Here is a 23,280-nt window from a genome sequence, read left to right as displayed (position 1 = left end):
AGCCCGGCAGTTCGTGATCCTGATCTCTTTCCTTTCGGAGGAGAACAGCCTACTATCAGATTAATTATCAAATGAGCACCCCCCTCCTTCTGGTGTGGGGGTGTTCTTTTGTATTGGAAATGATTTGGAGTGTGGTATGAAAAAACCCAATATAATTATTAATGAACTGGACGCGGAGCGTCTGGATATGCTGCTGGAACAGCCGGCTTATGCTGACAGTCCGGTTGCTGAAGCCCTGAATGAAGAGTTAGATCGCGCAGAAATCCTGCCGCCGGCAGAAATGCCTGCCACGGTCGTGACGATGAACAGCCGCATCCGCTTTGAAGATTTATCGAGCGGGAAAGAGAGTATCCGCACCCTGGTGTACCCGGCATCGCTGAAAGACAGTGCTGAACAGCTGTCTGTGATGGCACCGCTGGGAGCTGCGTTACTCGGGCTTTCTGTCGGTGATGAGATCTCATGGGAACTGCCGAACGGTGAAGCAACGCGCGTAAAAGTATCAGAAATTATCTATCAGCCTGAAGCTGCCGGTGAGTTACACCGTTAATCCGCTTTAAGCCGGTTCTGCGTCCGTTTCAGGCAATCTGCGGGCGCAGCTTCCATTTTCCCTTCGTTTTCTGCATGATGGCTTATCTTCCCTCTTTCCGGAGCCGCTATGTCAACATTCAGTATGATGCAGATCATTGCCTTATCACCCTTTACAGATTCCCCGCTGCCACTGATCCTGAATTTCGAAAACCAGCTATTTATGCTCACAAAGGGCCTGATAATACTGATGATGTAGTGCTGTGCTTCTTTCCGGCATAAAAAAACCCTGACATAAAAGTCAGGGTTTTTATACAGTAAGACACTTACTGCCCCGCAATACTCATTTCCGGCAGCCAGACTGAGCCGCACTGAATGTTGCTGCGGGTTTCAATATCGTCGCCGGTGGCGATAATGCTGGCCCACATGTCTTTCAGGTTTCCGGCAATGGTGATTTCACTGACCGGATACTGAATCTCGCCGTTTTCCACCCAGAAACCGGATGCGCCGCGGGAGTAATCACCGGTGATGCCGCTGACACCTTGTCCCATCAGTTCGGTGACCACCAGACCGGTGCCCATTTCGCGGAGCATGTCGTCAAATCCCAGCCCCTGACCGGCAATGTGCCAGTTGTGGATCCCGCCTGCATGGCCGGTGCTCTTCAGCCCGAGTTTACGGGCGGCATAAGTGGTCATCAGCCAGTTATTCAGCACACCGTTTTCGATAATCAGGCGATCCTCAGTGCGGACCCCCTCGCTGTCAAACGGGGTGGAGGCCAGGCCGCCGATCACATGCGGCAGTTCGCGGATAGTCAGCCAGTCCGGCAGGATCTGTTTACCGAGGCTGTCGAGCAGGAAGGTAGATTTGCGGTACACAGAGGTACCGCTGATCGCGCCGACCAGATGCCCGAACAAACCGGTTGCCACTTCCGGGGCAAAAATCACAGGCGCTTTCTGTGTTGCCAGTTTGCGCGGTGCGAGGCGGGACAGTGTCCGGCGGGCGCACTCTTCACCCACCCACTGTGCGGATTTCAGATCATCCAACTTACGGGCTATGGTATAGGCGTAATCACGCTCCATATCGCCGTTTTCTTCTGCGATCACACAGGCGGACATGGAGTGACGGCTGCTGCAGTAGCTTTGCAGCATACCCAGCGTGTTACCAAACACACGGATGCCGTAATGGCTGTTAAAGCTGCCGCCTTCTGTGTTGGTGATGCGCGGATCGGCACTCAGTGCGGCTTTTTCCGCATTAGCGGCATAGTCGATAGCCTGGTCAGCACTCACTTCGGACGGATAAAACAGTTGCAGATCCGGTGCCTCAAAAGCCAGTAAATCGCGATCTGCCGGGCCCGAACAAGGATCTTCAGATGTATATTTCGCAATGTCGATCGCTGCCTGTACGGTACGGGCAATCGCCTCTTCGCTTAAATCTGTGGAGGATGCACTGCCTTTGCGCTGGTTATGATACACCGTGATCCCCAGTGCGCCGTCACTGTTAAACTCGACATTCTCCACCTCACCCATACGGGTGCTCACACTCATCCCGGTGGTTCTGCTGACAGCAACTTCGGCGCTGTCACACCCTTTCTGTGCAATACTCAGTGCCTGCGAAACCGCTTGTTCCAGGCGCGTACGCTGCGCCATAATCTGAGAAGTGATATTCATCAATCAGGTTCCAATTCAATAAATTAAGGGGCCGTCAGCTAATCAGACAGCTGAATAGGTGTTATCCGGCCTTTTCCCCGGTTACAATACGCAATAATCAAATGTTAACACTCACAAACACAGAGATCATCCGGCACCCGCCGCTCTGTGTTTCGCCACAGGAAATACTATTATGGCAAAGCAGCCTGAAGACTGGTTTGAAGAACCCGATGCACTTCCTCAGGAGGAAGAGGATGACGAGATAATCTGGGTCAGCAAAAGCGAAATTAAACGCGATGCTGAAGTCCTGAAAAAACTCGGCGCTGAACTGGTTGCACTGAGCAAAACCCAGCTGGAACGTATTCCGCTGGATGAACAGCTGCTCGAAGCCATCCTGCTTGCACAAAAAATCAAGCGTGAAGGTCTGCGCCGTCAGTTACAGCTCATCGGTAAACTGCTGCGGGCCCGTGACCCGGAGCCGATTACCACGGCACTCGACAAACTGAAAAACCGCCATAACCAGCAGGTTGTCCTGCTGCATAAACTCGAAGATCTGCGCGAACGCCTGGTCACCGGTGATGACACTGTGACGGAAGAAGCCGTTGCGCTGTTCCCGCACCTTGATCGCCAGCAGCTGCGTGCGCTTATCCGTAACGCGAAAAAAGAGCGCGAAGGCAATAAACCGCCGAAAGCTTACCGCCAGCTGTTCCAGTATCTGAAAGAACTGGCAGAAAGCGCTTAATCCGCCGTCATGGTCAGGGGGGTCAGCACCAGCTGAATATCCCCCGGCCACTCTTCCTCCGCATCCCGGCAGGTACCGATAATGGCTGAAAACAGCCGCCGCTGCCGTGCGGTAATATGTTCAAACGCCAGTATCACCGGCAGATCTATCCCGCCTGTCAGCATGTCCCATAGTGCATCCGTGTTACATCCGAAGTACGGCAGCTGAAATTTATCACTGAATTGCTGATAAAAATCGTCTGTTGTCCGAATGGTGCGGAAATCAAAACGCACAATGCTGATATCAGGTGTCATGGGTTAATTGGCCTGCTGAAACGAACGGTAATGATCAGTGGTGACATAAATCAGCCCGTCACTGGAATAAAGCAGACGATCACTGCCGCGATGGCCGCAGTTATAGTTTATGTCCGCTTCAAACCACTGGCGTGATGGCGCATCCGGCAGCCCTTTTTCCCGGTTACCGAAACGGTCGCCGCCGATAGCTTTACCCGGCATCACCTCACAGAGATTACCTTTTGACGGCTGCCAGCCCGCATTACGGGCGGCTTTTTTCGTCACATAGTAATCCGGCAGACGCTGGTGCTGCTGCACATAGCTGACCACCCGTGACTGTGCTGTCAGGGCATCAATGCTCTGCGGCTGTTCTGTATGCTGCGGTACCGGCTCTGACGGACGGGTTTCGATAAACTGCCCCGGTAACCCCGCCAGCCAGGCGGAGACCGCCACAATCAGAACAATCACCAGCGTGCCGTATTTCTGCATCATCAGGCCGTTCCGCCGACGGTAATGCTGTCCAGTTTCAGCGTCGGCTGACCGACACCCACCGGCACGCTCTGGCCTTCTTTACCGCAGACACCGACACCTTTATCCAGTTTCAGGTCATTACCGACCATCGATACCTGCTGCATGGCTTCGATACCGGAGCCAATCAGTGTCGCGCCTTTCACCGGTCTGGTAATTTTACCGTCTTCAATGAGATACGCTTCGGATGTCGAGAACACAAACTTACCGGAGGTGATATCCACCTGACCGCCGCCGAAATTCGGGGCATACAGACCGTTTTTCACACTGGCGATAATCTCTTCCGGCGACGATTCCCCCGCCAGCATATAGGTGTTGGTCATGCGCGGCATCGGCAGATGGGCATAGGATTCACGGCGGCCGTTGCCGGTCGGGTCAACACCCATCAGACGGGCGTTAAGTTTATCCTGCATATAACCTTTCAGAATACCGTTTTCGATCAGGACGTTATACTGTCCCGGCACCCCTTCGTCATCAATTGCCAGTGACCCGCGGCGATCGCCGATAGTACCGTCATCAACAATGGTACAGAGTGATGATGTGACCTGCTGACCGATTTTTCCGCTGAATACCGAAGCACCACGGCGGTTGAAATCTCCTTCCAGGCCATGACCGACCGCTTCATGCAGTAACACGCCCGGCCAGCCCGCGCCCAGCACAACCGGCATTGACCCGGCCGGTGCCGCAACAGCAGAGAGATTCACCAGCGCCATGCGCACCGCTTCACGGGCAAAATGGTCTGCGCGGATCTCACCGTCTTCCGTACCGAGGAAATATTCATAACCGAAACGGCCGCCGCCACCGCTGCCGCCGTGCTCGCGTTTGCCGTCCTCTTCCACCAGCACACTGACTGACAGGCGCACCAGCGGACGGATATCCGTCGCCAGCGTGCCGTCAGTGGCAGCTACCAGCACTTCTTCATAGACACCGGTCAGGCTGGCATTCACTTCCTGCACACGCGGATCTTCCGCCCGTGCCACACGGTCAAGGCGGTGCAGCAGCGCGATTTTTTCCTCACGCGGCATTGCGCGCAGCGGATCGAGCGCGGCATACAGTGCCGTGTTATTGACACGGTGCAGGCTCTGCACCTTACCGTTACCCTGCTCACGGACAATACTGCGGGCGGCGGATGCACTCTGCTGTAATGCGGTCAGGCTTATCTGATCCGCATAGGCAAAGCCGGTTTTCTCGCCGCTGACAGCACGGATCCCGACACCCTGGTCAATATTGTAAGAGCCGTTTTTGATAATTTTATCTTCCAGCACCCAGGCTTCATGAAAACTGCTCTGGAAGTACAGATCGCCATAATCAATATGGCGATCCGCTAACTGTGTGAGGACAGAAAAGAGATCCTGTTCATCAAGATCATGGGCGGTCAGCAGATGATTGCTGACAGTTGAAAAACTCATAATTTACTCTTTACCTGTGGTGTTTTTCTCAATCAGTGAAGTCAGCTGCGGGCGGAAACGGTTATGTTTCACCACGCGGATCTGCTCACGCATTGAGGTTAAGCTGTCCGGACGGATATCCACGCCGATGGCGGCCACCGCATCCGTATTTTTCTTCATCACTTTGCCCCAGCCGTCAACGGCCATGGTGTGTCCCCATGTGCGGCGGGTACCGTGTACACCGACCTGTGCCGGTGCCAGAATAATGCACTGGTTTTCAATCGCACGGGCGCGCAGCAGCGGCTCCCAGTGAGATTTGCCGGTCAGCCGGGTAAAGGCCGCCGGAACAGAGATAATCTCAGCGCCCTGCTCACGCAGTGCCTGAAACAGGCCCGGGAAACGCAGATCATAACAGATGGTCATACCGAGACGACCCACCGGGGTATCCACCACGGTGATGTGCTCGCCGCGCTGGAAGATTTTTGATTCATTGTATGAACCCTGCTCATCATCGATATTCACGTCAAACATGTGAATTTTGTCGTAACGGGCTTTGATTTCCCCTTTATCATCAAACAGCAGGCTGCTGCTGGTGATACGCGCCGGGTCTTCACGGCTGATCATCGGCATCGAGCCGACCAGGATCCACACCCCGTAGCGGCGCGCCATATCAGCCACCGCTGACTGCAGCGGGCCTTCGCCCTGCACTTCCGCATACTTCTGATAGGTGTTGCCTGATGCAAAAATCAGCGCATTTTCCGGTGTCATCACCAGCTTGATATTATCAGGCAGTTGTTTGATCTGTTGTTCGATTTGCGCCAAATTGTGTTTAATATTTGTGCCGCTGCACAGCTGCAATAAAGCCACATTTGCGTTTTTCATTCCCGGGTCTCCTTTAACTGACGCAAAACTTCATCTATCTTCGGCTCTTCTAAACTGCCGCTCAGGTGATACCGTATCACCGAAATTTTACTCCAGAGCGGGCCGAGCACCTTACTGGCCACAAAGACTGCCGCTCCGGCTATCGGGTTAACCACAAAGGCTGTCGCCACCCCGACCGTCGCAGAGAGTTCCGGTGTGACAACCACCGACATATCAATACGACGCTCCACAAGATAAACTGAACCGCTAAAGCTGATATCCGCCATTAATCCGTCCACGCGGGTATCGGTTGTCTTTAAAATACCATCTTTTATCACGCCTTTACCGCGTATGCTGTCAAAAACGAAGTCATTACTGAAAGTATCCGTGAAATCGAGCTGTAATTTGCGCAGTAATGCATCAAAACTAACGAGCCGCAGCAGTTTACCGGCGTTACCGCCGCCCATCCGCTCAATCGCCCCTTTACCGAGCGACGTGCTGATAATGCCGTTCAGGGTTGCCACATCCGGCGACCAGGGAACATCCCGCCAGCTCAGGTCAAAATCCACATTGAACGGTGAGCCGGTGATAGGCACCAGTACCCCGAAATAGGCGGCCATATTATCAAAGACCGGCCCCTTAAACTGACCTTTAAAGTGCGACAATGGCTCCGGACCGGCATCCCAGCGGCCGCTGAGTGTCAGTTCACTGGCACTGTTTTTGACTGTTGCCGCATCCAGCACCAGAGAGTTATTTTCCGGCCAGACTTTCGCATTCACCGTACCGATATTCAGGCCGCTCACCCAGCAGGCTTCACAGCGCAGTGTGACCGCAGGCCAGCTGCCGACGCGGTAATCCGTTTTGGTGGTTTGATTACGCTGCGATTCCGGCAGCGCATTCTGAATCGACTCCGGATTATAGTAGAGATAATCAATACTTGCCTGCCACGGTCCGGAAGCCGGAATGCGGATATCCCCGCGCAGCTCCTGACTGTCCGAACTGAGCAGCCAGCCGTTTTCCTGCGGATGAATACGCAGTTTCACCTGATTCCAGCGCTGTCCGGCAAAATCCGCATACGGGGCGGAAATATCAATATTTCCCGGCAGTTTCAGTGAGGCGGGCTGCTGGTGATTCTGACCGGCAACAGCCAGCGCACCGACCCACTCCTCACCGCTGATCGGCGGCAGGGCAATACTGATAACATCCGGCGTGACTTTCTCCGGCACTTTTGTGCCCGGAACGATTGCCGCACCATTAAGCGTGAGAATATCGCCGAGCCGCCAGTCCGTCAGGACGCTGAACGATTTGCCGACGGTTCCCCCGGCTTTCAGGGTGTGTTCTGTCCCGGTGGCATGCACATTCAGTGTGCCGCTCTCCGCCGCCCAGCGCCGGACAGCCGGTAAGGTGCTGCTGGCCAGTTTGCCGGTCTGACCTTCCAGATCCACGGTGTAGCTCATTTCCCCTTTCTGCGGCAGGGCAATGTTCACCACCCCTGTCCACGGGAACGAACCGGTTACGTGCTGTTTTATGGCCGCCGGTATACCGTCGATGCCCTTCATCTGCCAGTTACCGTCCAGATCGATATTGACGGCAAAATCAGACGGATTTTCTTTGGTGGTAAAGCGGATATTCAGCGGCTGACCGAACCAGTGCGCCGTGATGCGATCACTTTCCAGGTCGCCGTTATCAAAGCGGAATTGTCCGCTGACACCTTTGAGTGTGCTGCCGAGCGGCACCACATCAATATCATTATTTTTCAGATTAACATGCCCGGTCGCCCGCACCATCTCATTGAAGTTAAGCGGGATTTCCAGTTTAAGATCACCCTTAACCTCACCACCGATTTTCAGTTGCTCCAGGGTATTACCGATAGAGCTTTTCATCGGTGTCTGATCAAAATATTTACCCAGTGATTCGCCTTTGCCTTCAATATCAGACTGAATATAGAGGCGCTCAACCATGAAATCCGGAATATCCGCTTTCAGATTGCGGGCGGTGGCCTCGCCCAGTTTTGCTTCCTGTGCACTGATCCACAGACCCTGGTTATGGAAATTCAGATCCGCGTCCATGTTTATCAGAGCAGGCCATTCCTGATCATATTTAAAGGTGGCGTCACGCAGCGGTACCCAAATCTGGAACTGCCCTTCGTTTTTGCGGAACGGGAAGTCTGCCGGGTTACCCTGAAATATCACCGTAGCATTTTCCGCTTTACCGGCAATCAGCGCCTGTGTCAGGTATTCGCTCAGGAATTCCCCCATCAGCGGTACCGGGAAATAGCGCCAGGCTTCCCCGGCATCCGTCAGGGTCACGCCGCCGAGGATCCCGAGAGACGGCGGCCGGTCCTTATCATGCTGATAGCGGAAGTTGCCGTTCGCCCGCAGCGCGCCGGATTGCAGATCTAAATTATCACTCCAGAGGCTGAAGTTGCCGTCCGTATTATTCCACTGCACCTGTCCGCGGCTTTCTGATACCGCCAGCGGTGCGGTAAACATCGGGCGGTAGTCCAGCACACTGTCATCGAGGGCAAAACGCAGAATGCCGCGTGCCTGTCCGCCGCGTAATACGCCGCTGAAATGAGATACCGACGGTAATTCCTCCCGTGCTTTCCAGCTGACATCCTGCCAGGAAACATCCAGTTCGAGGTTTTCCGGGGCGGCCGGGGTGATATCAAGGGCAAAATCGCGGATAAGACCTGACGGCTCGCGCTCCTGCCAGGCTTTGACAATATCATTGGTGAGGAAAGAGAACGTCGGCACAATGCTGCTCAGACGCGCCAGTTCAATATCATTGGCGCGGATACGCAGATGCGGATTGCCGCCGTATTTGGCCGACGGCGGGATATAAAGCAGTGACAGACTGCCTTCCGGCCACTGCTGCCCGTCAGTTTTCAGATTCAGCAGATCCGGGATATTAAACAGCCAGCCTTCCCCCTGGCGGCGCATCTGCACCAGCAGATCCTGAACTTCCAGGGTGTGCGTGTCCTTACCGACCAGCCAGTCCGCCTCGCCGGAGTTCAGTCTGACCAGGCCCCGGGTGACCATCCCTTTCTCCACCGTCATCCAGCCGGCCAGGCTGAAACCGGCCTTGTTCAGCCCGGTGTTGTCGCGCAGCCAGCGGCTGAACCACGGCGTCATATCAATATCATCCGCCTGGAGGTAGACCGTTCCCTCATCCAGCAGACCGTTCACATCCCGCAGATCCAGACGCACCTGCAGCCAGCCGCGCGGGTTATTCACCGAGGAGAGACTGATCTCCCCCTGAGCGCGGTGGCGTTTGCTCTGATTGAGCCATGACAGACGGGAAACCAGCAAAGTGGCAGGATCGCCGGACGGCGTGAGAAAACGGATTTCACTGTCGCGCAGATCAAAATTATCAAAGCGCTCCAGCCAGAGACCGGACATCGCATCATCGGTTTCAATACTGCTGCCGTCACTGCTCAGCGGCTGTTTGTAATCCAGCTTCATGTGCCAGAATGTCAGATCACGGAAACTGACCTGAAAACGGAATAACGTCCGCCAGATATCCAGGGATAGGTCGATTTTTTCGGCTGAAATGTCCGCGTCCGGAGCGGTAACAGTCAGGTCACGGAGTGTCAGCGCCGGGCCGAATCCCTGCCAGCGGCCGCTGATTTCACCGATTCTGACCGTGGCACCGGTCATTTGTGAGAGTTTTTGTTCGATCTGCGGGCGGTATTCATTAATCTGAGGCAACAGATAGCGCAGACCGCCGAGCACCAGTGCCGCAGCAATCACGATTACAATCACACATGTCAGTAAAATCCCGGGCAGTCGCCTCACTGGCTCTCCTTCTCCTGCAGCTGTCAAGGCCGGCGGAACCGGATATCCGCTTATATCCGGCAGTATACCGCCAATGAATTACATCATGACGACATCAAAATGTTCCTGGCTGTAGAGCGGTTCGGCGCGAACCTGAACCTGTTTACCGACAAAAATCTCCACCTCTGCCAGGGCATGGGATTCATCCCCCTGCAATGCCTCAGTCACTGCCGGTGAGGCATAGACGAGGAAGCGATCAACATCCAGCAGATGGTGCACGCGGACAATCTCGCGCAGAATTTCATAGCAGACCGTTTCCACTGAGCGGACACTGCCGCGCCCCTGACAGGTCGGGCATTTCTCGCACAGGACATGTTCGAGGCTCTCCCGCGTGCGTTTGCGGGTCATCTCCACCAGCCCGAGCTGCGAAAAACCGTTGATAGTGGTCTTCACGCGATCTTTGGCCAGCGCCAGCTCCAGCGAACTCAGCACCCGGCGGCGGTGATCTTCATCGGTCATATCAATGAAATCAATGATAATGATACCACCGAGGTTGCGCAGACGTAACTGCCGCGCAATCGCCTGGGTGGCCTCGATATTGGTATTGAAAATGGTTTCTTCCAGATTGCGGTGCCCGACAAACGCGCCGGTGTTGATGTCGATGGTAGTCATCGCCTCAGTCTGGTCGATAATCAGGTATCCGCCTGATTTCATTTCGACCTTGCGCTCCATCGCCCGCTGGATTTCATTTTCGGTATCATAGAGGTCAAAAATCGGCTGACTGCCCTGGTACAGTTCCAGTTTGGCGGTCATTTCCGGGATGTAATCATCCACAAATTCCTGTAACTCTTTAAAGCTCAGGCGGGAGTCAATCCGGATACGGTCGAGTGACTCACCGGCAAAATCCCGCAGAATGCGGTGTGCCAGCGCCAGCTCACCGTAGATTTTGGTACGGGTGGTATTGCGTTTTTTGCGCTGGATAACTTTGGTCCACAACCGGCGCAGGAACGCGGCATCAGAGGTCAGTTCTTCTTCCCCGACCCCTTCCGCTGCCGTGCGGATAATAAAACCGCCGTCCTCATCACAATAACCCGCCACAATGTTTTTCAGGCGCTCACGCTCTTCTTCGCTCTCAATGCGCTGGGAAACCCCCACGTGAGAGGCGCCCGGCATAAACACCAGGTAGCGGGACGGCAGCGTGATATCGGTGGTCAGACGCGCGCCTTTGGTGCCAAGCGGATCTTTGACCACCTGCACAATAATATCCTGCCCCTGATGGACCAGTTCCCCGATATCGCGGGTGCGGAATTTCTCTTTTTCATCCCCGGAAATACATTCCGTGTGCGGAATAATATCCGAGGCATGCAGAAAGGCTGCTTTATCCAGGCCAATATCGATAAAGGCCGCCTGCATACCGGGCAGCACCCGGCTCACACGCCCTTTATAGATATTGCCGACGATACCGCGTTTAGCCTCGCGCTCAATATGAATTTCCTGAAGGATCCCGCCGGTAATATAAGCGACCCGTGTTTCAGACGGGGTCACGTTAACTAAAAGCTCGGCTGTCATGGTATTTCTTTCCCGTCAATATGTTCCGGTACAACCCCGTTCAGGGTATCCGTGTACCGCTTAATTAATTCTTCGGTCTCCACTAACGGTAATCCCACCACAGCATGATAGCTACCGTTAATTTTGCGGACATAGCGCCCGCCCAGGCCCTGGATGCCGTAAGCACCGGCTTTGTCCATCGGCTCACCTGTCTGAATATACTCGTTTATTTCGTCATCTGATAACCGGCGGAATGTCACATCTGTCACAATCAATGTACTCAGTGTCCGGAAACGATCAGAAACCGCGACCGCCGTCATCACCTGATGTGTGCAGCCGGACAGTGCGCTGAGCATGGCAAAGGCATGTGCCGCATCGCGGGGCTTCTCCAGGATATCACCACCGAGCACCACAATGGTATCAGAGCCGATAACCGGCCGGTCTTCCGCTGCCAGTGCCACCCCGGCCTGTGCTTTCTCCCGCGCCAGACGTACCACGTAATCCGCAGCGGGTTCACCGTCACGGCGGATTTCATCGATACAGGGGGAGAGTGTTTCACACTGAACATTCAGCAGCCGGATAAGTTCCCGGCGGCGGGGAGAGGTTGAAGCAAGGTAAATCGGCAGCATTCAGGGGTCCTGACGTTTTGTTAACGTATCACGCCGCCGTTCCCTGATTAATGAACAGAAAAGTGACGGCGGGTCTTACGCAGTAATAAAAAAATCCATGGCCATAAGATACCATTGACCAGACTGTTCCAGAAGACTTCCGGATGAAACACAATATCGGACAATAAAAATTCTGACCAGAAAACAAAGAACTGCATCAGCACTGACAACACCATAATGACCAGCGACTGCTGCCACAGCGCCATATTGCGCAGCAGCTGATGTCTGAATGAGACCAGATAGGTGACGATAGACAGGCTCAGGGCATGCACGCCGAGCGTGGAACCTTCAATCAGGTCAATGATCATGCCGAGAAAGAAAGCGGAGCCGACACTGACCCGGTGCGGCAGCGCCATCACCCAGTAGATAAGAAACAGCATCGCCCACGACGGACGGTAAAACTGAATCTGCTCCGGCCAGGGCATGATTTGCAGTACCAGTGCTATCAGAAAGGAAAGCCAGACAATAATCCGGTTTTGTCCCCGGTAGGTATTCATTGTTGCGGCCTCATCCTCAGCGGCCGGGCCGGTGCGGTATCAGCCGCCGGATCCTGAGCGGCCGGTGCGGCAGTGGCTGGCGTGTCTGCCGGTTTTGGCTGTGCAGGTTTAGGTCCGGCTGGTTTCGGTGGTGTCGTACCGGCGGAAGGTGCCGGAGCGGCAGATGCGTCCGGCGCAGCCGGGTCAGTTTCCGGCGTCTGGACAGACGGGATCACCTGCGGCATAACCTGCATGATACGTTCGTTGGCCGCACGGTACACCTCAGACGGGCCGGAAGGCTCACGCGGGTTGCTGTCTCCGCCCCATAATAAGAGCAGATAACGCAGACGCTGAAGGTCAGCCGTCGGTTTGGCACTGATAATGGTATAAGCGCGCTGATTATCCACTTTCACCGAAGAGACGATCCCGACCGGATAACCTTCCGGGAACCGGCCGCCGAGGCCGGAGGTGACCAGCACATCCCCCACGCGGATATCAATATTGTTCGGCAGTGGTTCAAGCTGTAAATCGTCAGTACATCCGGTGCCGGATGCAATGACGCGAATGTCGTTACGCAGTACCTGAATCGGCAGTGCGTGAGTGGTATCGCAGATCAGCAGAACACGGCTGGTTAACTGAGACACGGCAATCACCTGTCCCACCACGCCTTTATCACTGATCACCGGCTGGCCGTCATACACACCGTCACGGCTGCCTTTGTCGATCACCACCTGGTCACGGTACGGAGTGTTGGCTCCCGCCATCACCTGGGTGACCATCATGTGCTCATCCTGACGCAGCGGTGAACCGAGCAGCTCCCGCAGCCGGGCATTTTCCTGCTTAAATTGTTCAAGCAGCTGATTCTGACTGCTTTTAACCAGCAATTCCTGGCGCAGAGCGCGGTTTTCAAATTCCAGCTGCTCGCGGGTGGCAAAGTTATCAGAGATACCGTCCAGTAACTGACGCGGGCCGTTGGCTAAAAAATAGAACGGGCTGACCGCCGTATCCAGATAGTTACGGATTTTGGTAAAAGCATCAATCCGGTTATCAACCACAATCAGTCCGATGGCAAAAATAACCGCAACAATAATGCGAATCTGAAGGGAAGGCCCCCGGCTAAAAATCGGCTTCATAGGATGCGATATCAGGCACTACAGTAATTCCGTCCGGGAAGACAGAGTGTGTATCCGGCGAGCTGGGGGAGCGGACTCCCCCGGCCTGCAGTATTGAACGGACGGGAGTCCGCTTATTCTTCACTGAGAAGATCGCTGCCGTGCATGTCGATCATCTCAAGTGCTTTGCCGCCGCCGCGGGCGACACAGGTCAGCGGATCTTCCGCGACGATCACCGGAATCCCGGTTTCTTCCATCAGCAGGCGATCCAGGTTACGCAGCAGAGCGCCGCCACCGGTCAGCACCATTCCGCGTTCAGAGATATCAGATGCCAGCTCCGGCGGGCACTGTTCCAGCGCCAGCATGACGGCACTGACAATACCGGTCAGCGGCTCCTGGAGGGCTTCCAGAATTTCGTTGGAGTTCAGGGTGAAACCGCGCGGAACCCCTTCAGCCAGGTTACGGCCGCGGACTTCAATCTCAAGCACTTCGTCAGTCGGGTAAGCCGAACCGATTTCGTGTTTGATGCGTTCTGCGGTTGCTTCACCAATCAGTGAACCATAGTTACGGCGCACATAGTTAATGATAGCTTCGTCGAAACGGTCGCCGCCGATGCGGACAGAGGAGGAATAAACCACACCGTTCAGGGAGATAACCGCCACTTCGGTAGTACCGCCGCCGATATCCACCACCATGGAACCGGTCGCTTCTGATACCGGTAAACCGGCACCGATAGCTGCCGAAACCGGCTCTTCAATCAGATAAACTTCACGTGCACCGGCGCTGAGCGCGGATTCACGGATGGCACGGCGTTCAACCTGGGTTGCACCGACCGGCACACACACCAGAACACGCGGGCTCGGGCGCATAAAACTGTTACTGTGAACCTGTTTGATAAAATGCTGGAGCATTTTCTCGGTCACAAAAAAGTCAGCGATAACACCGTCTTTCATCGGACGGATTGCTGCGATATTGCCGGGGGTACGACCCAGCATGCGTTTGGCCTCATGACCAACAGCAGCAACACTTTTGGTTGAACCCGGACGATCCTGGCGGATAGCCACGACAGACGGTTCATCCAGAACAATGCCTTGTCCTTTGACATAAATCAGGGTATTGGCTGTACCCAGGTCAATCGACAGGTCGTTGGAAAACATGCCACGAATTTTTTTAAACATACAAAAGGATAATCCTGCAAGCCGGGGACGGGGGAAAACCCGTCTACTTTACCAACCACGTTTCTTTGCGACAAGCCACAGATTGCACCTTGCCAACAGCGTGTCCACATCACATCAGGGAGCGGTCTATTCTAGATAATTTTTATATACTGCGCAGTATAAAGCTGCATAAAAACGCAGACTTTTTCACATATTTGAGGAAATACGCGCAGGCAGATTAAAATTAATGTAAAAAATCCGGCAGTTGCCCTCTTTTTTCATTAATTCCTGCAAACTTCCGAACAGTTGACCTGTAACTATGCATCAAGTTCAACCGGATTCTATATAATATACGCAATCTTACAATCGGCCTGACGCCCGCTACCTCTATCTTCGCATTAAAACAATCTGCTTAATCACGGATAAGACGGTAAAAACACCGGGTTATTCACCGGATTATGATGAATCAGCAGCACCCTTTACTCAGAATAATCTCAAAATAACCGGAAATATAAACAGTAATATTCCTGATACAGGCCGGTTATATCCCGTTTTGTCCGTATTCAGCACCATAATATTTCCGGGACTTGCCAATCTGCCGGTGCGGATGCACTATAACGCACCACAACGGCAGACAACTATTCACAACGGCTTATTCCTGCGCTGTTCATCTTACGTAAGATCCGCCTCCGGAATGCCGGTTATGTGAGCACACCGGCAGAAAAGCCCCCTGACCTCCGGGCGTACCTGTTAAAAGACCGGCAGGCAGACTACTATCAGCAAACGGATGCAGACAGATAATACGTATGATTAACTGGTCAGCCTTGTGCCGGTTCCGGTCTGTTCAGACCAGTATTTTGCTGCGAACTGCAATGAAATGTTTATAATGTCGCCCTTCCTCTGTAAAAATTAATATTGCCTGCGGTGAGAAAAAGGTGACAACGCATTAACATCGCGTTATCTTGTGCGTTTACGTTAGATTGCAGGAGATGGCAGCAGGATGACCGAAAGTTATCATATATTGTTACTGAACGGCCCGAATCTTAACCTGCTGGGCACGCGGGAACCCGATAAATACGGGACGCTCACTCTCGCGGATATCGTTACAACGCTGACCCGCGATGCCGGTCAGTGTGGCGTTACACTAAGCCACCTGCAATCCAACGCCGAGCACGAACTCATCGACAGAATTCATGCTGCACGGGGAAACACCGATTTTATTCTGATAAACCCGGCCGCATTCACTCACACCAGTGTGGCTCTGCGTGATGCCCTGCTGGCCGTCAGCATCCCGTTTATCGAGATCCATCTGTCGAATGTACACGCACGGGAGCCGTTCCGTCACCACTCTTATCTCTCTGATATCGCCACCGGCGTTATCTGCGGACTGGGTGCGGAAGGCTACCGTTATGCTTTACAGGCAGCGGTTCACCGTCTGTCACAATTAACTCAACACTAAGAGTACGGAATCATCTCATGGATATTCGTAAAATAAAAAAACTGATCGAGCTGGTCGAAGAGTCCGGTATTTCTGAGCTGGAAATTTCTGAAGGCGAAGAGTCAGTACGCATCAGCCGCGCTTTACCGGTTCAGGCTATGGCCGTACCACAGCAATACAGCGCACCTGTTCAGCAGCCTGCTCTGGCAGCCGCTGTTGCACCATCCGCAGGTCTTGCTGATCCGGCGCCGGAAAAAGAGATTGCCGGCCATGTGGTCCGCTCTCCGATGGTGGGTACGTTCTACCGTTCACCAAGCCCGGATGCGAAAGCCTTTATTGAAGTCGGTAAACAGGTCAATGTCGGTGACACCCTGTGCATCGTCGAAGCCATGAAAATGATGAACCAGATCGAAGCTGACAAAGCCGGTGTGGTTAAAGCAATTCTGTTAAAAGACGGCGATGCTGTCGAATTTGACGAGCCACTGGTCGTCATCGAATAACGGGGCGAATCATGCTGGAAAAAATCCTTATTGCCAACCGGGGTGAAATTGCACTGCGGATCCTGCGGGCCTGTAAAGAGCTCGGGATCAAAGCGGTTGCTGTTCACTCTTCTGCGGATCGTGATTTAAAACACGTTCTGCTGGCTGACGAGACCATCTGTATCGGTCCGGCAGCCTCTGCGAAAAGTTATCTGAATATCCCGGCCATTATCTCTGCTGCTGAAATTTCCGGCGCGCAGGCCATCCACCCGGGGTACGGATTCTTATCTGAAAACGCTGATTTTGCCGAGCAGGTTGAACGCTCCGGCTTCACTTTTATCGGCCCGAAAGCTGAAACCATCCGCCTGATGGGCGACAAAGTTTCTGCTATCCGTGCGATGAAAGAAACCGGCGTTCCGTGTGTACCAGGCTCTGACGGCCCGCTCAGCGACGATATGCCGCTGAACCACACCATTGCCAAACGTATCGGTTTCCCGGTCATCATCAAAGCCTCCGGCGGCGGCGGCGGACGCGGTATGCGCGTTGTCCGCAATGATGAAGATCTGGAAGAAGCTATTGCAATGACCAAAGCCGAAGCCAAAGCGGCTTTCAACAACGACATGGTTTACATGGAAAAATTCCTTGAGAACCCGCGTCACGTTGAAATCCAGGTCATGGCGGATGGTCAGGGCCATGCTGTTTATCTGGCGGAACGCGACTGCTCCATGCAGCGCCGTCACCAGAAAGTGGTGGAAGAAGCCCCTGCACCGGGTATCACCCCGGCGCTGCGCAAAAGCATCGGCGAACGTTGTGCCAAAGCCTGTATCGATATCGGCTACCGTGGTGCCGGTACCTTTGAGTTCCTGTTTGAAAACGGTGAGTTCTATTTCATCGAAATGAACACCCGTATTCAGGTAGAGCACCCGGTCACTGAAATGATCACCGGTGTTGACCTGATCAAAGAGCAGCTGCGTGTCGCATCCGGCCTGCCGCTCTCTGTGAAACAGGAAGATATCAAAGTAAAAGGTCACGCGATCGAATGCCGTATCAACGCCGAAGATCCGCACACCTTCTTACCGAGCCCGGGCAAAATTACCCGCTTCCACTCTCCGGGTGGTTTCGGTGTCCGCTGGGAGTCTCATATTTACGCCGGTTATACTGTACCGCCGTATTATGATTCAATGATCGGTAAGCTCATCACCTATGGTGAAACCCGCGAAATTGCTATCGCCCGTATGAAGAATGCGCTGGCGGAACTGATTATCGACGGTATCAAAACCAATATCGAGCTGCACCAGCTGATTATGAATGATGAGAACTTCTGTAAAGGCGGCACCAACATCCATTATCTGGAGAAGAAACTCGGCCTGCACGAGGTCTGATTTTCTGTCGCTTTTCTTTCTCAGGCCCCTGTCAAACAGGGGCTTTTTTATAAAGAGCTTTTTATAAAGAGTATGTTATGCCCTGGATCCAAATACGATTAAATTCCACCGGTGCTGATGCCGAAGTTATCGGTGATGAACTGACTGAAACCGGTGCCGTCTCCGTTACCTTTCAGGACAGCCACGACACCCCGATTTTTGAACCGCTGCCGGGGGAAACCCGCCTGTGGGGTGACACCGACGTGATCGGCCTGTATGACGCTGAAACGGACATGAAAGCCGTTGTTGCGCAATTACAGCAGCATCCGCTGCTCGGCGAAAACTTTGTCCGTAAAATCGAACAGATTGAAGACAAAGACTGGGAACGCGAGTGGATGGATAACTTCCACCCGATGCGTTTCGGTCAGCGCCTGTGGATCTGCCCGAGCTGGCGTGAGATCCCTGACCCTGATGCGGTCAATGTGATGCTCGATCCGGGCCTTGCATTCGGCACCGGTACCCACCCGACCACCTCTCTGTGCCTGGAATGGCTCGACGGGCTGGATCTGAACGGTAAAACCGTGATCGATTTCGGCTGCGGCTCGGGGATCCTGGCGATCGCCGCCCTGAAACTGGGTGCGAAAGATGCTATCGGTATCGATATCGACCCGCAGGCGATTCAGGCCAGCAGGGACAACGCAGAGCGCAACGGCGTTTCAGACAGGCTGACCCTTTACCTCTCTGATAAAAAGCCTCAGACGCTCTCTGCGGACGTTGTGGTGGCCAATATCCTGGCCGGTCCGTTGCGTGAACTGGCTCCGGTGATCGGCGCACTGCCTCAGGCCGGCGGATTACTCGGGTTATCCGGTGTGCTCGCCACTCAGGCGGAAGGTGTGGCAGATGCTTACCGTGACGTCTTTGAGATTGATGAGATTGCCGAAAAAGAAGAATGGTGCCGGATCACCGCAACAAAACGCGGCTGATATTCTTACTTTTTGGTATATAAATCGTGCATTTGCGTGATTCAGTGAATATATTTTAAGCAGTTTCACGCAAACGCATTTTATTCTGAAAATTAAATCAGAAAACCGTACTGTATGCTATTTTACGCTAACTTATTGTTACAAAACATTAATTAATAAAATCTGAAAAAAGCAATAAAAAAAATTTCGCCGTAAAGGTCGATTTGCTCAAAGTTTGTCCTTTCATATCTTTGAAAAAATGCGTAATATACGCGCCCTTGCAGTCACAGTATGGCCACACTTCTTCGTCTATGCGTATCGGACAATACCAGTTGAAAAACCGCCTTATCGCGGCCCCTATGGCAGGCATCACCGATCGGCCTTTCCGGTCGTTGTGCTATGAAATGGGCGCGGGTATGGCCGTCTCAGAGATGCTCTCTTCCAACCCTCAGGTCTGGAAAACGGACAAATCGAGATTACGCATGGTACACAGTGATGAGCCAGGTATCCGTTCTGTGCAGATAGCCGGTAATGATCCCGGTGAAATGGCGGCCGCGGCAAAGATTAATGTTGCCGGTGGTGCGCAGGTCATCGATATCAATATGGGGTGTCCGGCAAAAAAAGTGAACCGTAAGCTGGCAGGCTCCGCCCTGCTGCGTTATCCGGCGCTGGTGGAAGAGATTCTGAAAGCGGTGGTTAATGCGGTGGACGTGCCCGTCACACTGAAAATTCGCACCGGCTGGTCACCGGAAGAACGGAACTGTGTCACGATTGCCCAATTGGCCGAGCGTTGCGGTATTCAGGCTCTTACGATCCATGGCAGGACCCGCGCCTGTCTGTTTAATGGTGAAGCCGAATATGACAACATCCGGACAGTTAAGCAGACTGTTGCCATCCCGGTTATTGCCAATGGCGACATTACTGACCCGCTTAAAGCCAGAGCAGTACTGGACTACACCGGCGCAGACGCGCTGATGATTGGTCGTGCTGCTCAGGGAAGACCCTGGATCTTCCGGGAAATCCAGCACTATCTGGACACAGGCGAACTGTTGCCGCCCCTGCCCGGTGCAGAGGTGAAACGCATAATGTGTGAGCATGTGCGGGAATTGCACGACTTTTACGGTCAAAGCAAGGGAGCCCGCATAGCCCGCAAGCACGTTTCCTGGTATATGCAGGAACATGCACCTGATGTTCAGTTTCGGCGCACATTCAACGCCATTGAGGATGCCGGCGAACAGCTGGAGGCGTTGGAGGCATATTTTGAAAATTTTTTGCGTAAATAAAGAAAAGAGCTGACAGAACTATGTTCGAACAACGCGTAAATTCTGACGTACTAACCGTTGCTACTGTAAATTCACAAGATCAGGTAACTCAAAAGCCGTTACGTGACTCAGTTAAGCAAGCACTGAAGAACTATTTTGCTCAATTAAACGGTCAGGATGTTAATGAACTGTATGAGCTGGTACTGGCTGAAGTTGAACAGCCATTGTTGGACATGGTGATGCAATACACCCGTGGTAACCAGACCCGCGCTGCCCTGATGATGGGCATCAACCGCGGTACTCTGCGTAAAAAACTGAAAAAATACGGCATGAACTAAGTAGTACCGTACAATGCATTGAATCGAAAAGCTCTTTCAGGATAACTGAAAGGGCTTTTTTGTTGCCTTTATCATAAGTAATTCCACCTCATTGTTTTTCACTTCCCCGCTGTGTTTAATAATACTGTAACGGCTTGCGCAACGGACAGGATTCTGTATGCACCGCCGTTCAGAATATAAAGGGAGTTATGTATGGATAAGCACAATTAAAAAGCAACAACCGGAGTGTTCCGTTTCTTTTCCTCTTCCATGATAACCGCAGATATTTCGCCGGGCAACGAAGCATTGATTTTCCTGTCCGCTACTATCCCCGGTACAGCAGCCCGGATATCAGGAGAGAGAAATGAACACACTGCAACAGGCATTACATCAATCATTACAGGCGGTTCAGGCGGAGAATTCCCCGGCATTAATACACAGCGGGAAATTACTGAATTTTGCACCATCACAAATTTCACGGCTGCAGGATGACCTGTTGTGCCTGTACGGGCAGCCGCTGCCGCGTTTTCCGGATCCGCAGGTGATCAGCGGCAAGCTGGCGGCAGCACAGCGCCTGCACCGGCAAATTCCCGCACAGAACGGAGTGTTGTGGCAGCATTTCCGGAAAGAAGCCTCAAAACTAAACCCGGCGGATGATGCCGCACTGACCGATGTGCTGCTCCGCTGGCTGTTCACGCATATCGCTGCCGCCTGAACAAAAACACCTTTTCTGAGCAGCAGAAAAGGCGTTACCGTTTTTCATCAAACCAGGGCTGCTGAAATAACCGGATGATCAGCGCGAGATTGTCCTGTCCGACAGCGGCGCCAATTTCAGCACACAATCCGGTTTTGATGGCTTCATAGGCGTCATAGCATTGCTGCCCGTGCGGTGTCATTTTCACCCCCTTGAGCTTCTTGCTGCCCTGAACATCAAAGATGGTGATTAATCCCTTCTCTTCCATCTGCCGGATGAATTTATGAATCGCCTGGCGGGAGATGGTCACTGTCGCGGAAATATCGGCTATGGATACCGGCTGGTCATACACCCTCGATAAAATGTACCACTCCGAATTACTCATGTGAATTTCGCTCCGGACATTCCAGAGTGCATCAATCCGCTCACGGAGCAGTGTGTGCCGCTCACTGATAAGGTCAATAAAATCCAGGTCATTCAATGCAATTTTCACGCGCTCCCCCTTTCCTTTTTGTGCAGTATACCAAAAACACTTCGTCAACTAAGTTGACCATCGTCGCAAAGTGCGTTACTTTCCTTTTCGTCAACCTGGTTGATGAAATAATAGGATAAGAATGTGACTACAGAGGCAGCAATACAGGTACGCCATCCGAAAATGATGCTGAGCGTACTGATGGCCGGGACATTTACCGGTCTGTTCGGGGAAACCGCATTAAATATGGCGCTCACCAATCTGATGAGCCAGTTTTCTCTCTCCGCCGGTCAGGCACAGTGGCTGGTGACCGGCTATCTGCTGACCCTGGCGGTATTTGTGCCGGTGTCGGCGTTTCTGGTGCGCTGGTTTAATACCAGGGTACTGATCCTCACGGCGCTGTGTGTATCGCTCGCCGGTTGTCTGATTGCCGCACTGGCACCCGGTTTTGCGGTACTGCTGCTCGGCCGGGTTATTCAGGCTATCGGTACCGGGGTGATATTGCCTGTGATGATGAGTGCCGCACTTCTCATTTTCCCGGTCTATCAGCGCGGGATGGTGATGGGAATGGTGGGGATTGCCATTACCCTGGCACCGGCGCTGGGGCCGACAATTTCCGGCTTTATTATCACCCTGTTCAGCTGGCATGCCATTTTCTGGCTCAGTGCACTGGCCTATGCAGCGATTATAGTATTCGCACTGAAATCCATCGCGCCGATTGGTGATATCACCAAACCGCGTATTGATATTCTGTCTCTCCTGCTTTCCTCCGCCGGATTCAGCGGCATCATCTACGGGCTGGCTATCCTGGCGGAACACAGCCTGCGTGATCCTGCTGTCTGGGGTTCCCTGCTGGCGGGGGTTCTCTGCCTTGCCGTATTTGCCCGCCGTCAGACGCACATGGCGATGCCGATGATCCACCCGGATGTGTTCCGTAATCCGCTGTTTATTATTGGCCTGATCATGATGATCCTGAGCATGATGAGTGTGCTCTCCGCCGCGATTATTCTTCCGGTATTCCTGAAAGATGTGCTGATGCTGAGCGCGGCAATGGCCGGGATCCTGCTGCTGCCGGGCAATATTATCAACGTGCTGTTCTCACCACTTATCGGTTTTCTCTATAACCGGTTTGACTCACGCCCGTTTGTGGTCTGCGGCTCCCTGTTTATGCTGATGAGTTCTGCGCTGTTTCTGTATGCCGTCGGGGAGAATGCACCGGTGTGGCAGATTGTCGCCGCCTTTATGCTCCTGTGCCTCGGTGTCACCTGTGTGATTATGCCTGCGCAGACTACCGCAATGAGTGCGTTGCCCGCCCGGTTATATGCCGATGGCTCCGCCGTCTGGAATACCTTTTATCAGGTGGCCGGCGCAGTCGGTACCGCATCAGCTATCTCCCTGATGTCTTTTTACCGTGATGCAGCGGTAGTACAGCAGACAGCAACCGCCGCACTGGCGTCGGGGATCCATGCCGTATTCTGGCTGAGCCTGCTGCTCGGCCTGTTATCACTGGTTTTCGCCTTCTTCATGAAAAAACCGCGCCCGCACGCAGATGCGGCGTAATCACCTGAATTAACTCTGATGGCTGCTCCGGCAGCC

General features: G+C 53.4%; 22 protein-coding genes. 10 read left to right on the top strand and 12 right to left on the bottom strand.

The window, feature by feature from the left end; genetic code table 11:
• The first annotated feature begins 136 nt into the window (after positions 1-136).
• Positions 137-547, top strand: a complete 411-nt coding sequence (gene rnk / locus ACSBQN_RS00775) for a nucleoside diphosphate kinase regulator (protein ID WP_004236307.1) — start codon at positions 137-139, stop codon at positions 545-547.
• A 304-nt stretch (positions 548-851) separates the two neighbouring features.
• On the opposite strand, the gene pmbA is transcribed toward rnk, so the two are convergent.
• On the bottom strand, positions 852-2,192 hold the full coding sequence (gene pmbA, locus ACSBQN_RS00770; RefSeq protein ID WP_004240526.1) for a metalloprotease PmbA: 1,341 nt from the start codon (positions 2,190-2,192) through the stop codon (positions 852-854).
• Positions 2,193-2,364: 172 nt separating this feature from the next.
• Here pmbA and yjgA point away from each other — a divergent pair, with 172 nt between their 5' ends.
• Positions 2,365-2,913, top strand: a complete 549-nt coding sequence (gene yjgA, locus ACSBQN_RS00765; protein WP_004236300.1) for a ribosome biogenesis factor YjgA — start codon at positions 2,365-2,367, stop codon at positions 2,911-2,913.
• Here yjgA and ACSBQN_RS00760 read toward each other — a convergent pair.
• The 10 genes from ACSBQN_RS00760 to mreB all read right to left on the bottom strand — a co-directional run bounded on the left by ACSBQN_RS00760 (position 2,910) and on the right by mreB (position 14,720).
• A complete protein-coding gene (locus ACSBQN_RS00760; RefSeq protein ID WP_004236299.1) occupies positions 2,910-3,206 on the bottom strand; it encodes a barstar family protein in 297 nt (98 codons plus the stop codon). The genes yjgA and ACSBQN_RS00760 overlap by 4 nt on opposite strands.
• A gap of 3 nt (positions 3,207-3,209) precedes the next feature.
• Positions 3,210-3,677 (bottom strand): ribonuclease domain-containing protein, encoded by a 468-nt coding sequence (locus ACSBQN_RS00755; protein ID WP_036408365.1) that lies wholly within the window; start codon positions 3,675-3,677, stop codon positions 3,210-3,212.
• Positions 3,677-5,122, bottom strand: coding sequence for a metalloprotease TldD (gene tldD, locus ACSBQN_RS00750; RefSeq protein ID WP_024474505.1), 1,446 nt, complete (start codon positions 5,120-5,122; stop codon positions 3,677-3,679). Before tldD ends, ACSBQN_RS00755 begins: the two co-directional genes overlap by 1 nt.
• A 3-nt stretch (positions 5,123-5,125) precedes the next feature.
• The gene (gene nit1, locus ACSBQN_RS00745; protein ID WP_004236296.1) at positions 5,126-5,983 is read right to left on the bottom strand and encodes a deaminated glutathione amidase; all 858 of its coding nucleotides are present in this window, start codon (positions 5,981-5,983) and stop codon (positions 5,126-5,128) included.
• Positions 5,980-9,759 (bottom strand): AsmA2 domain-containing protein YhdP, encoded by a 3,780-nt coding sequence (gene yhdP, locus ACSBQN_RS00740; protein ID WP_036408360.1) that lies wholly within the window; start codon positions 9,757-9,759, stop codon positions 5,980-5,982. Before yhdP ends, nit1 begins: the two co-directional genes overlap by 4 nt.
• Positions 9,760-9,837: 78 nt before the next feature.
• Entirely contained in the window at positions 9,838-11,307 is a 1,470-nt protein-coding gene (rng, locus tag ACSBQN_RS00735; protein ID WP_004240537.1) for a ribonuclease G, read from the bottom strand.
• A complete protein-coding gene (locus tag ACSBQN_RS00730) occupies positions 11,304-11,915 on the bottom strand; it encodes a Maf family protein (RefSeq protein ID WP_024474503.1) in 612 nt (203 codons plus the stop codon). The genes rng and ACSBQN_RS00730 overlap by 4 nt, the downstream gene beginning before the upstream one ends.
• 47 nt (positions 11,916-11,962) lie before the next feature.
• Complete coding sequence (gene mreD, locus ACSBQN_RS00725; RefSeq protein WP_004236292.1) at positions 11,963-12,451, bottom strand: rod shape-determining protein MreD; 489 nt, start codon at positions 12,449-12,451, stop codon at positions 11,963-11,965.
• Positions 12,448-13,563, bottom strand: a complete 1,116-nt coding sequence (gene mreC, locus ACSBQN_RS00720) for a rod shape-determining protein MreC (protein WP_354633154.1) — start codon at positions 13,561-13,563, stop codon at positions 12,448-12,450. The genes mreD and mreC overlap by 4 nt, the downstream gene beginning before the upstream one ends.
• Before the next feature lie 113 nt (positions 13,564-13,676).
• Positions 13,677-14,720 (bottom strand): rod shape-determining protein MreB, encoded by a 1,044-nt coding sequence (gene mreB, locus ACSBQN_RS00715; protein WP_004236290.1) that lies wholly within the window; start codon positions 14,718-14,720, stop codon positions 13,677-13,679.
• A 979-nt stretch (positions 14,721-15,699) separates the two neighbouring features.
• Between mreB and aroQ the strand changes: the two genes are divergently transcribed.
• The 7 genes from aroQ (at position 15,700) to ACSBQN_RS00680 (ending at position 21,233) form a co-directional block, all read left to right on the top strand.
• The gene (gene aroQ / locus ACSBQN_RS00710; protein ID WP_004236289.1) at positions 15,700-16,158 is read left to right on the top strand and encodes a type II 3-dehydroquinate dehydratase; all 459 of its coding nucleotides are present in this window, start codon (positions 15,700-15,702) and stop codon (positions 16,156-16,158) included.
• A 17-nt stretch (positions 16,159-16,175) separates the two neighbouring features.
• Positions 16,176-16,637: an acetyl-CoA carboxylase biotin carboxyl carrier protein gene (accB, locus tag ACSBQN_RS00705; RefSeq protein WP_004236288.1), complete on the top strand. Its 462-nt coding sequence runs from the start codon at positions 16,176-16,178 to the stop codon at positions 16,635-16,637.
• A gap of 11 nt (positions 16,638-16,648) precedes the next feature.
• Positions 16,649-17,998 (top strand): acetyl-CoA carboxylase biotin carboxylase subunit, encoded by a 1,350-nt coding sequence (gene accC, locus ACSBQN_RS00700; protein WP_004240542.1) that lies wholly within the window; start codon positions 16,649-16,651, stop codon positions 17,996-17,998.
• Between the two features lie 77 nt (positions 17,999-18,075).
• Positions 18,076-18,960 (top strand): 50S ribosomal protein L11 methyltransferase, encoded by an 885-nt coding sequence (gene prmA / locus ACSBQN_RS00695; RefSeq protein WP_024474501.1) that lies wholly within the window; start codon positions 18,076-18,078, stop codon positions 18,958-18,960.
• 290 nt (positions 18,961-19,250) lie between these two features.
• The gene (gene dusB, locus ACSBQN_RS00690; protein ID WP_015422979.1) at positions 19,251-20,222 is read left to right on the top strand and encodes a tRNA dihydrouridine synthase DusB; all 972 of its coding nucleotides are present in this window, start codon (positions 19,251-19,253) and stop codon (positions 20,220-20,222) included.
• 20 nt (positions 20,223-20,242) lie between these two features.
• The gene (fis, locus tag ACSBQN_RS00685; protein ID WP_004240545.1) at positions 20,243-20,539 is read left to right on the top strand and encodes a DNA-binding transcriptional regulator Fis; all 297 of its coding nucleotides are present in this window, start codon (positions 20,243-20,245) and stop codon (positions 20,537-20,539) included.
• Positions 20,540-20,882: 343 nt separating this feature from the next.
• Complete coding sequence (locus tag ACSBQN_RS00680) at positions 20,883-21,233, top strand: hypothetical protein (RefSeq protein ID WP_354633153.1); 351 nt, start codon at positions 20,883-20,885, stop codon at positions 21,231-21,233.
• 34 nt (positions 21,234-21,267) lie between these two features.
• Here the strand turns inward: ACSBQN_RS00680 and ACSBQN_RS00675 are convergent, their stop codons facing one another.
• Entirely contained in the window at positions 21,268-21,705 is a 438-nt protein-coding gene (locus ACSBQN_RS00675; RefSeq protein WP_024474499.1) for a MarR family winged helix-turn-helix transcriptional regulator, read from the bottom strand.
• A gap of 123 nt (positions 21,706-21,828) precedes the next feature.
• On the opposite strand from ACSBQN_RS00675, the gene ACSBQN_RS00670 reads away from it, so the two are divergent.
• A complete protein-coding gene (locus ACSBQN_RS00670; protein ID WP_236595611.1) occupies positions 21,829-23,244 on the top strand; it encodes a DHA2 family efflux MFS transporter permease subunit in 1,416 nt (471 codons plus the stop codon).
• Positions 23,245-23,280: the final 36 nt, after the last annotated feature.

It is taken from the genome of Morganella sp. B601, assembly GCF_051172335.1.
Classification (GTDB): domain Bacteria; phylum Pseudomonadota; class Gammaproteobacteria; order Enterobacterales; family Enterobacteriaceae; genus Morganella; species Morganella morganii.
The sequence above is the reverse complement of the archived record's forward strand: the minus strand, read 5'-3'. Positions and strand labels throughout refer to the sequence as shown.

Coding starts and splice junctions, on each gene's coding strand:
- rnk (WP_004236307.1), top strand. CDS start 137: ATGAAAAAACCCAATATAATTATTAATGAACTGGACGCGGAGCGTCTG.
- pmbA (WP_004240526.1), bottom strand. CDS start 2,192: ATGAATATCACTTCTCAGATTATGGCGCAGCGTACGCGCCTGGAACAA.
- yjgA (WP_004236300.1), top strand. CDS start 2,365: ATGGCAAAGCAGCCTGAAGACTGGTTTGAAGAACCCGATGCACTTCCT.
- ACSBQN_RS00760 (WP_004236299.1), bottom strand. CDS start 3,206: ATGACACCTGATATCAGCATTGTGCGTTTTGATTTCCGCACCATTCGG.
- ACSBQN_RS00755 (WP_036408365.1), bottom strand. CDS start 3,677: ATGATGCAGAAATACGGCACGCTGGTGATTGTTCTGATTGTGGCGGTC.
- tldD (WP_024474505.1), bottom strand. CDS start 5,122: ATGAGTTTTTCAACTGTCAGCAATCATCTGCTGACCGCCCATGATCTT.
- nit1 (WP_004236296.1), bottom strand. CDS start 5,983: ATGAAAAACGCAAATGTGGCTTTATTGCAGCTGTGCAGCGGCACAAAT.
- rng (WP_004240537.1), bottom strand. CDS start 11,307: ATGACAGCCGAGCTTTTAGTTAACGTGACCCCGTCTGAAACACGGGTC.
- ACSBQN_RS00730 (WP_024474503.1), bottom strand. CDS start 11,915: ATGCTGCCGATTTACCTTGCTTCAACCTCTCCCCGCCGCCGGGAACTT.
- mreD (WP_004236292.1), bottom strand. CDS start 12,451: ATGAATACCTACCGGGGACAAAACCGGATTATTGTCTGGCTTTCCTTT.
- mreC (WP_354633154.1), bottom strand. CDS start 13,563: ATGAAGCCGATTTTTAGCCGGGGGCCTTCCCTTCAGATTCGCATTATT.
- mreB (WP_004236290.1), bottom strand. CDS start 14,720: ATGTTTAAAAAAATTCGTGGCATGTTTTCCAACGACCTGTCGATTGAC.
- aroQ (WP_004236289.1), top strand. CDS start 15,700: ATGACCGAAAGTTATCATATATTGTTACTGAACGGCCCGAATCTTAAC.
- accB (WP_004236288.1), top strand. CDS start 16,176: ATGGATATTCGTAAAATAAAAAAACTGATCGAGCTGGTCGAAGAGTCC.
- accC (WP_004240542.1), top strand. CDS start 16,649: ATGCTGGAAAAAATCCTTATTGCCAACCGGGGTGAAATTGCACTGCGG.
- prmA (WP_024474501.1), top strand. CDS start 18,076: ATGCCCTGGATCCAAATACGATTAAATTCCACCGGTGCTGATGCCGAA.
- dusB (WP_015422979.1), top strand. CDS start 19,251: ATGCGTATCGGACAATACCAGTTGAAAAACCGCCTTATCGCGGCCCCT.
- fis (WP_004240545.1), top strand. CDS start 20,243: ATGTTCGAACAACGCGTAAATTCTGACGTACTAACCGTTGCTACTGTA.
- ACSBQN_RS00680 (WP_354633153.1), top strand. CDS start 20,883: ATGAACACACTGCAACAGGCATTACATCAATCATTACAGGCGGTTCAG.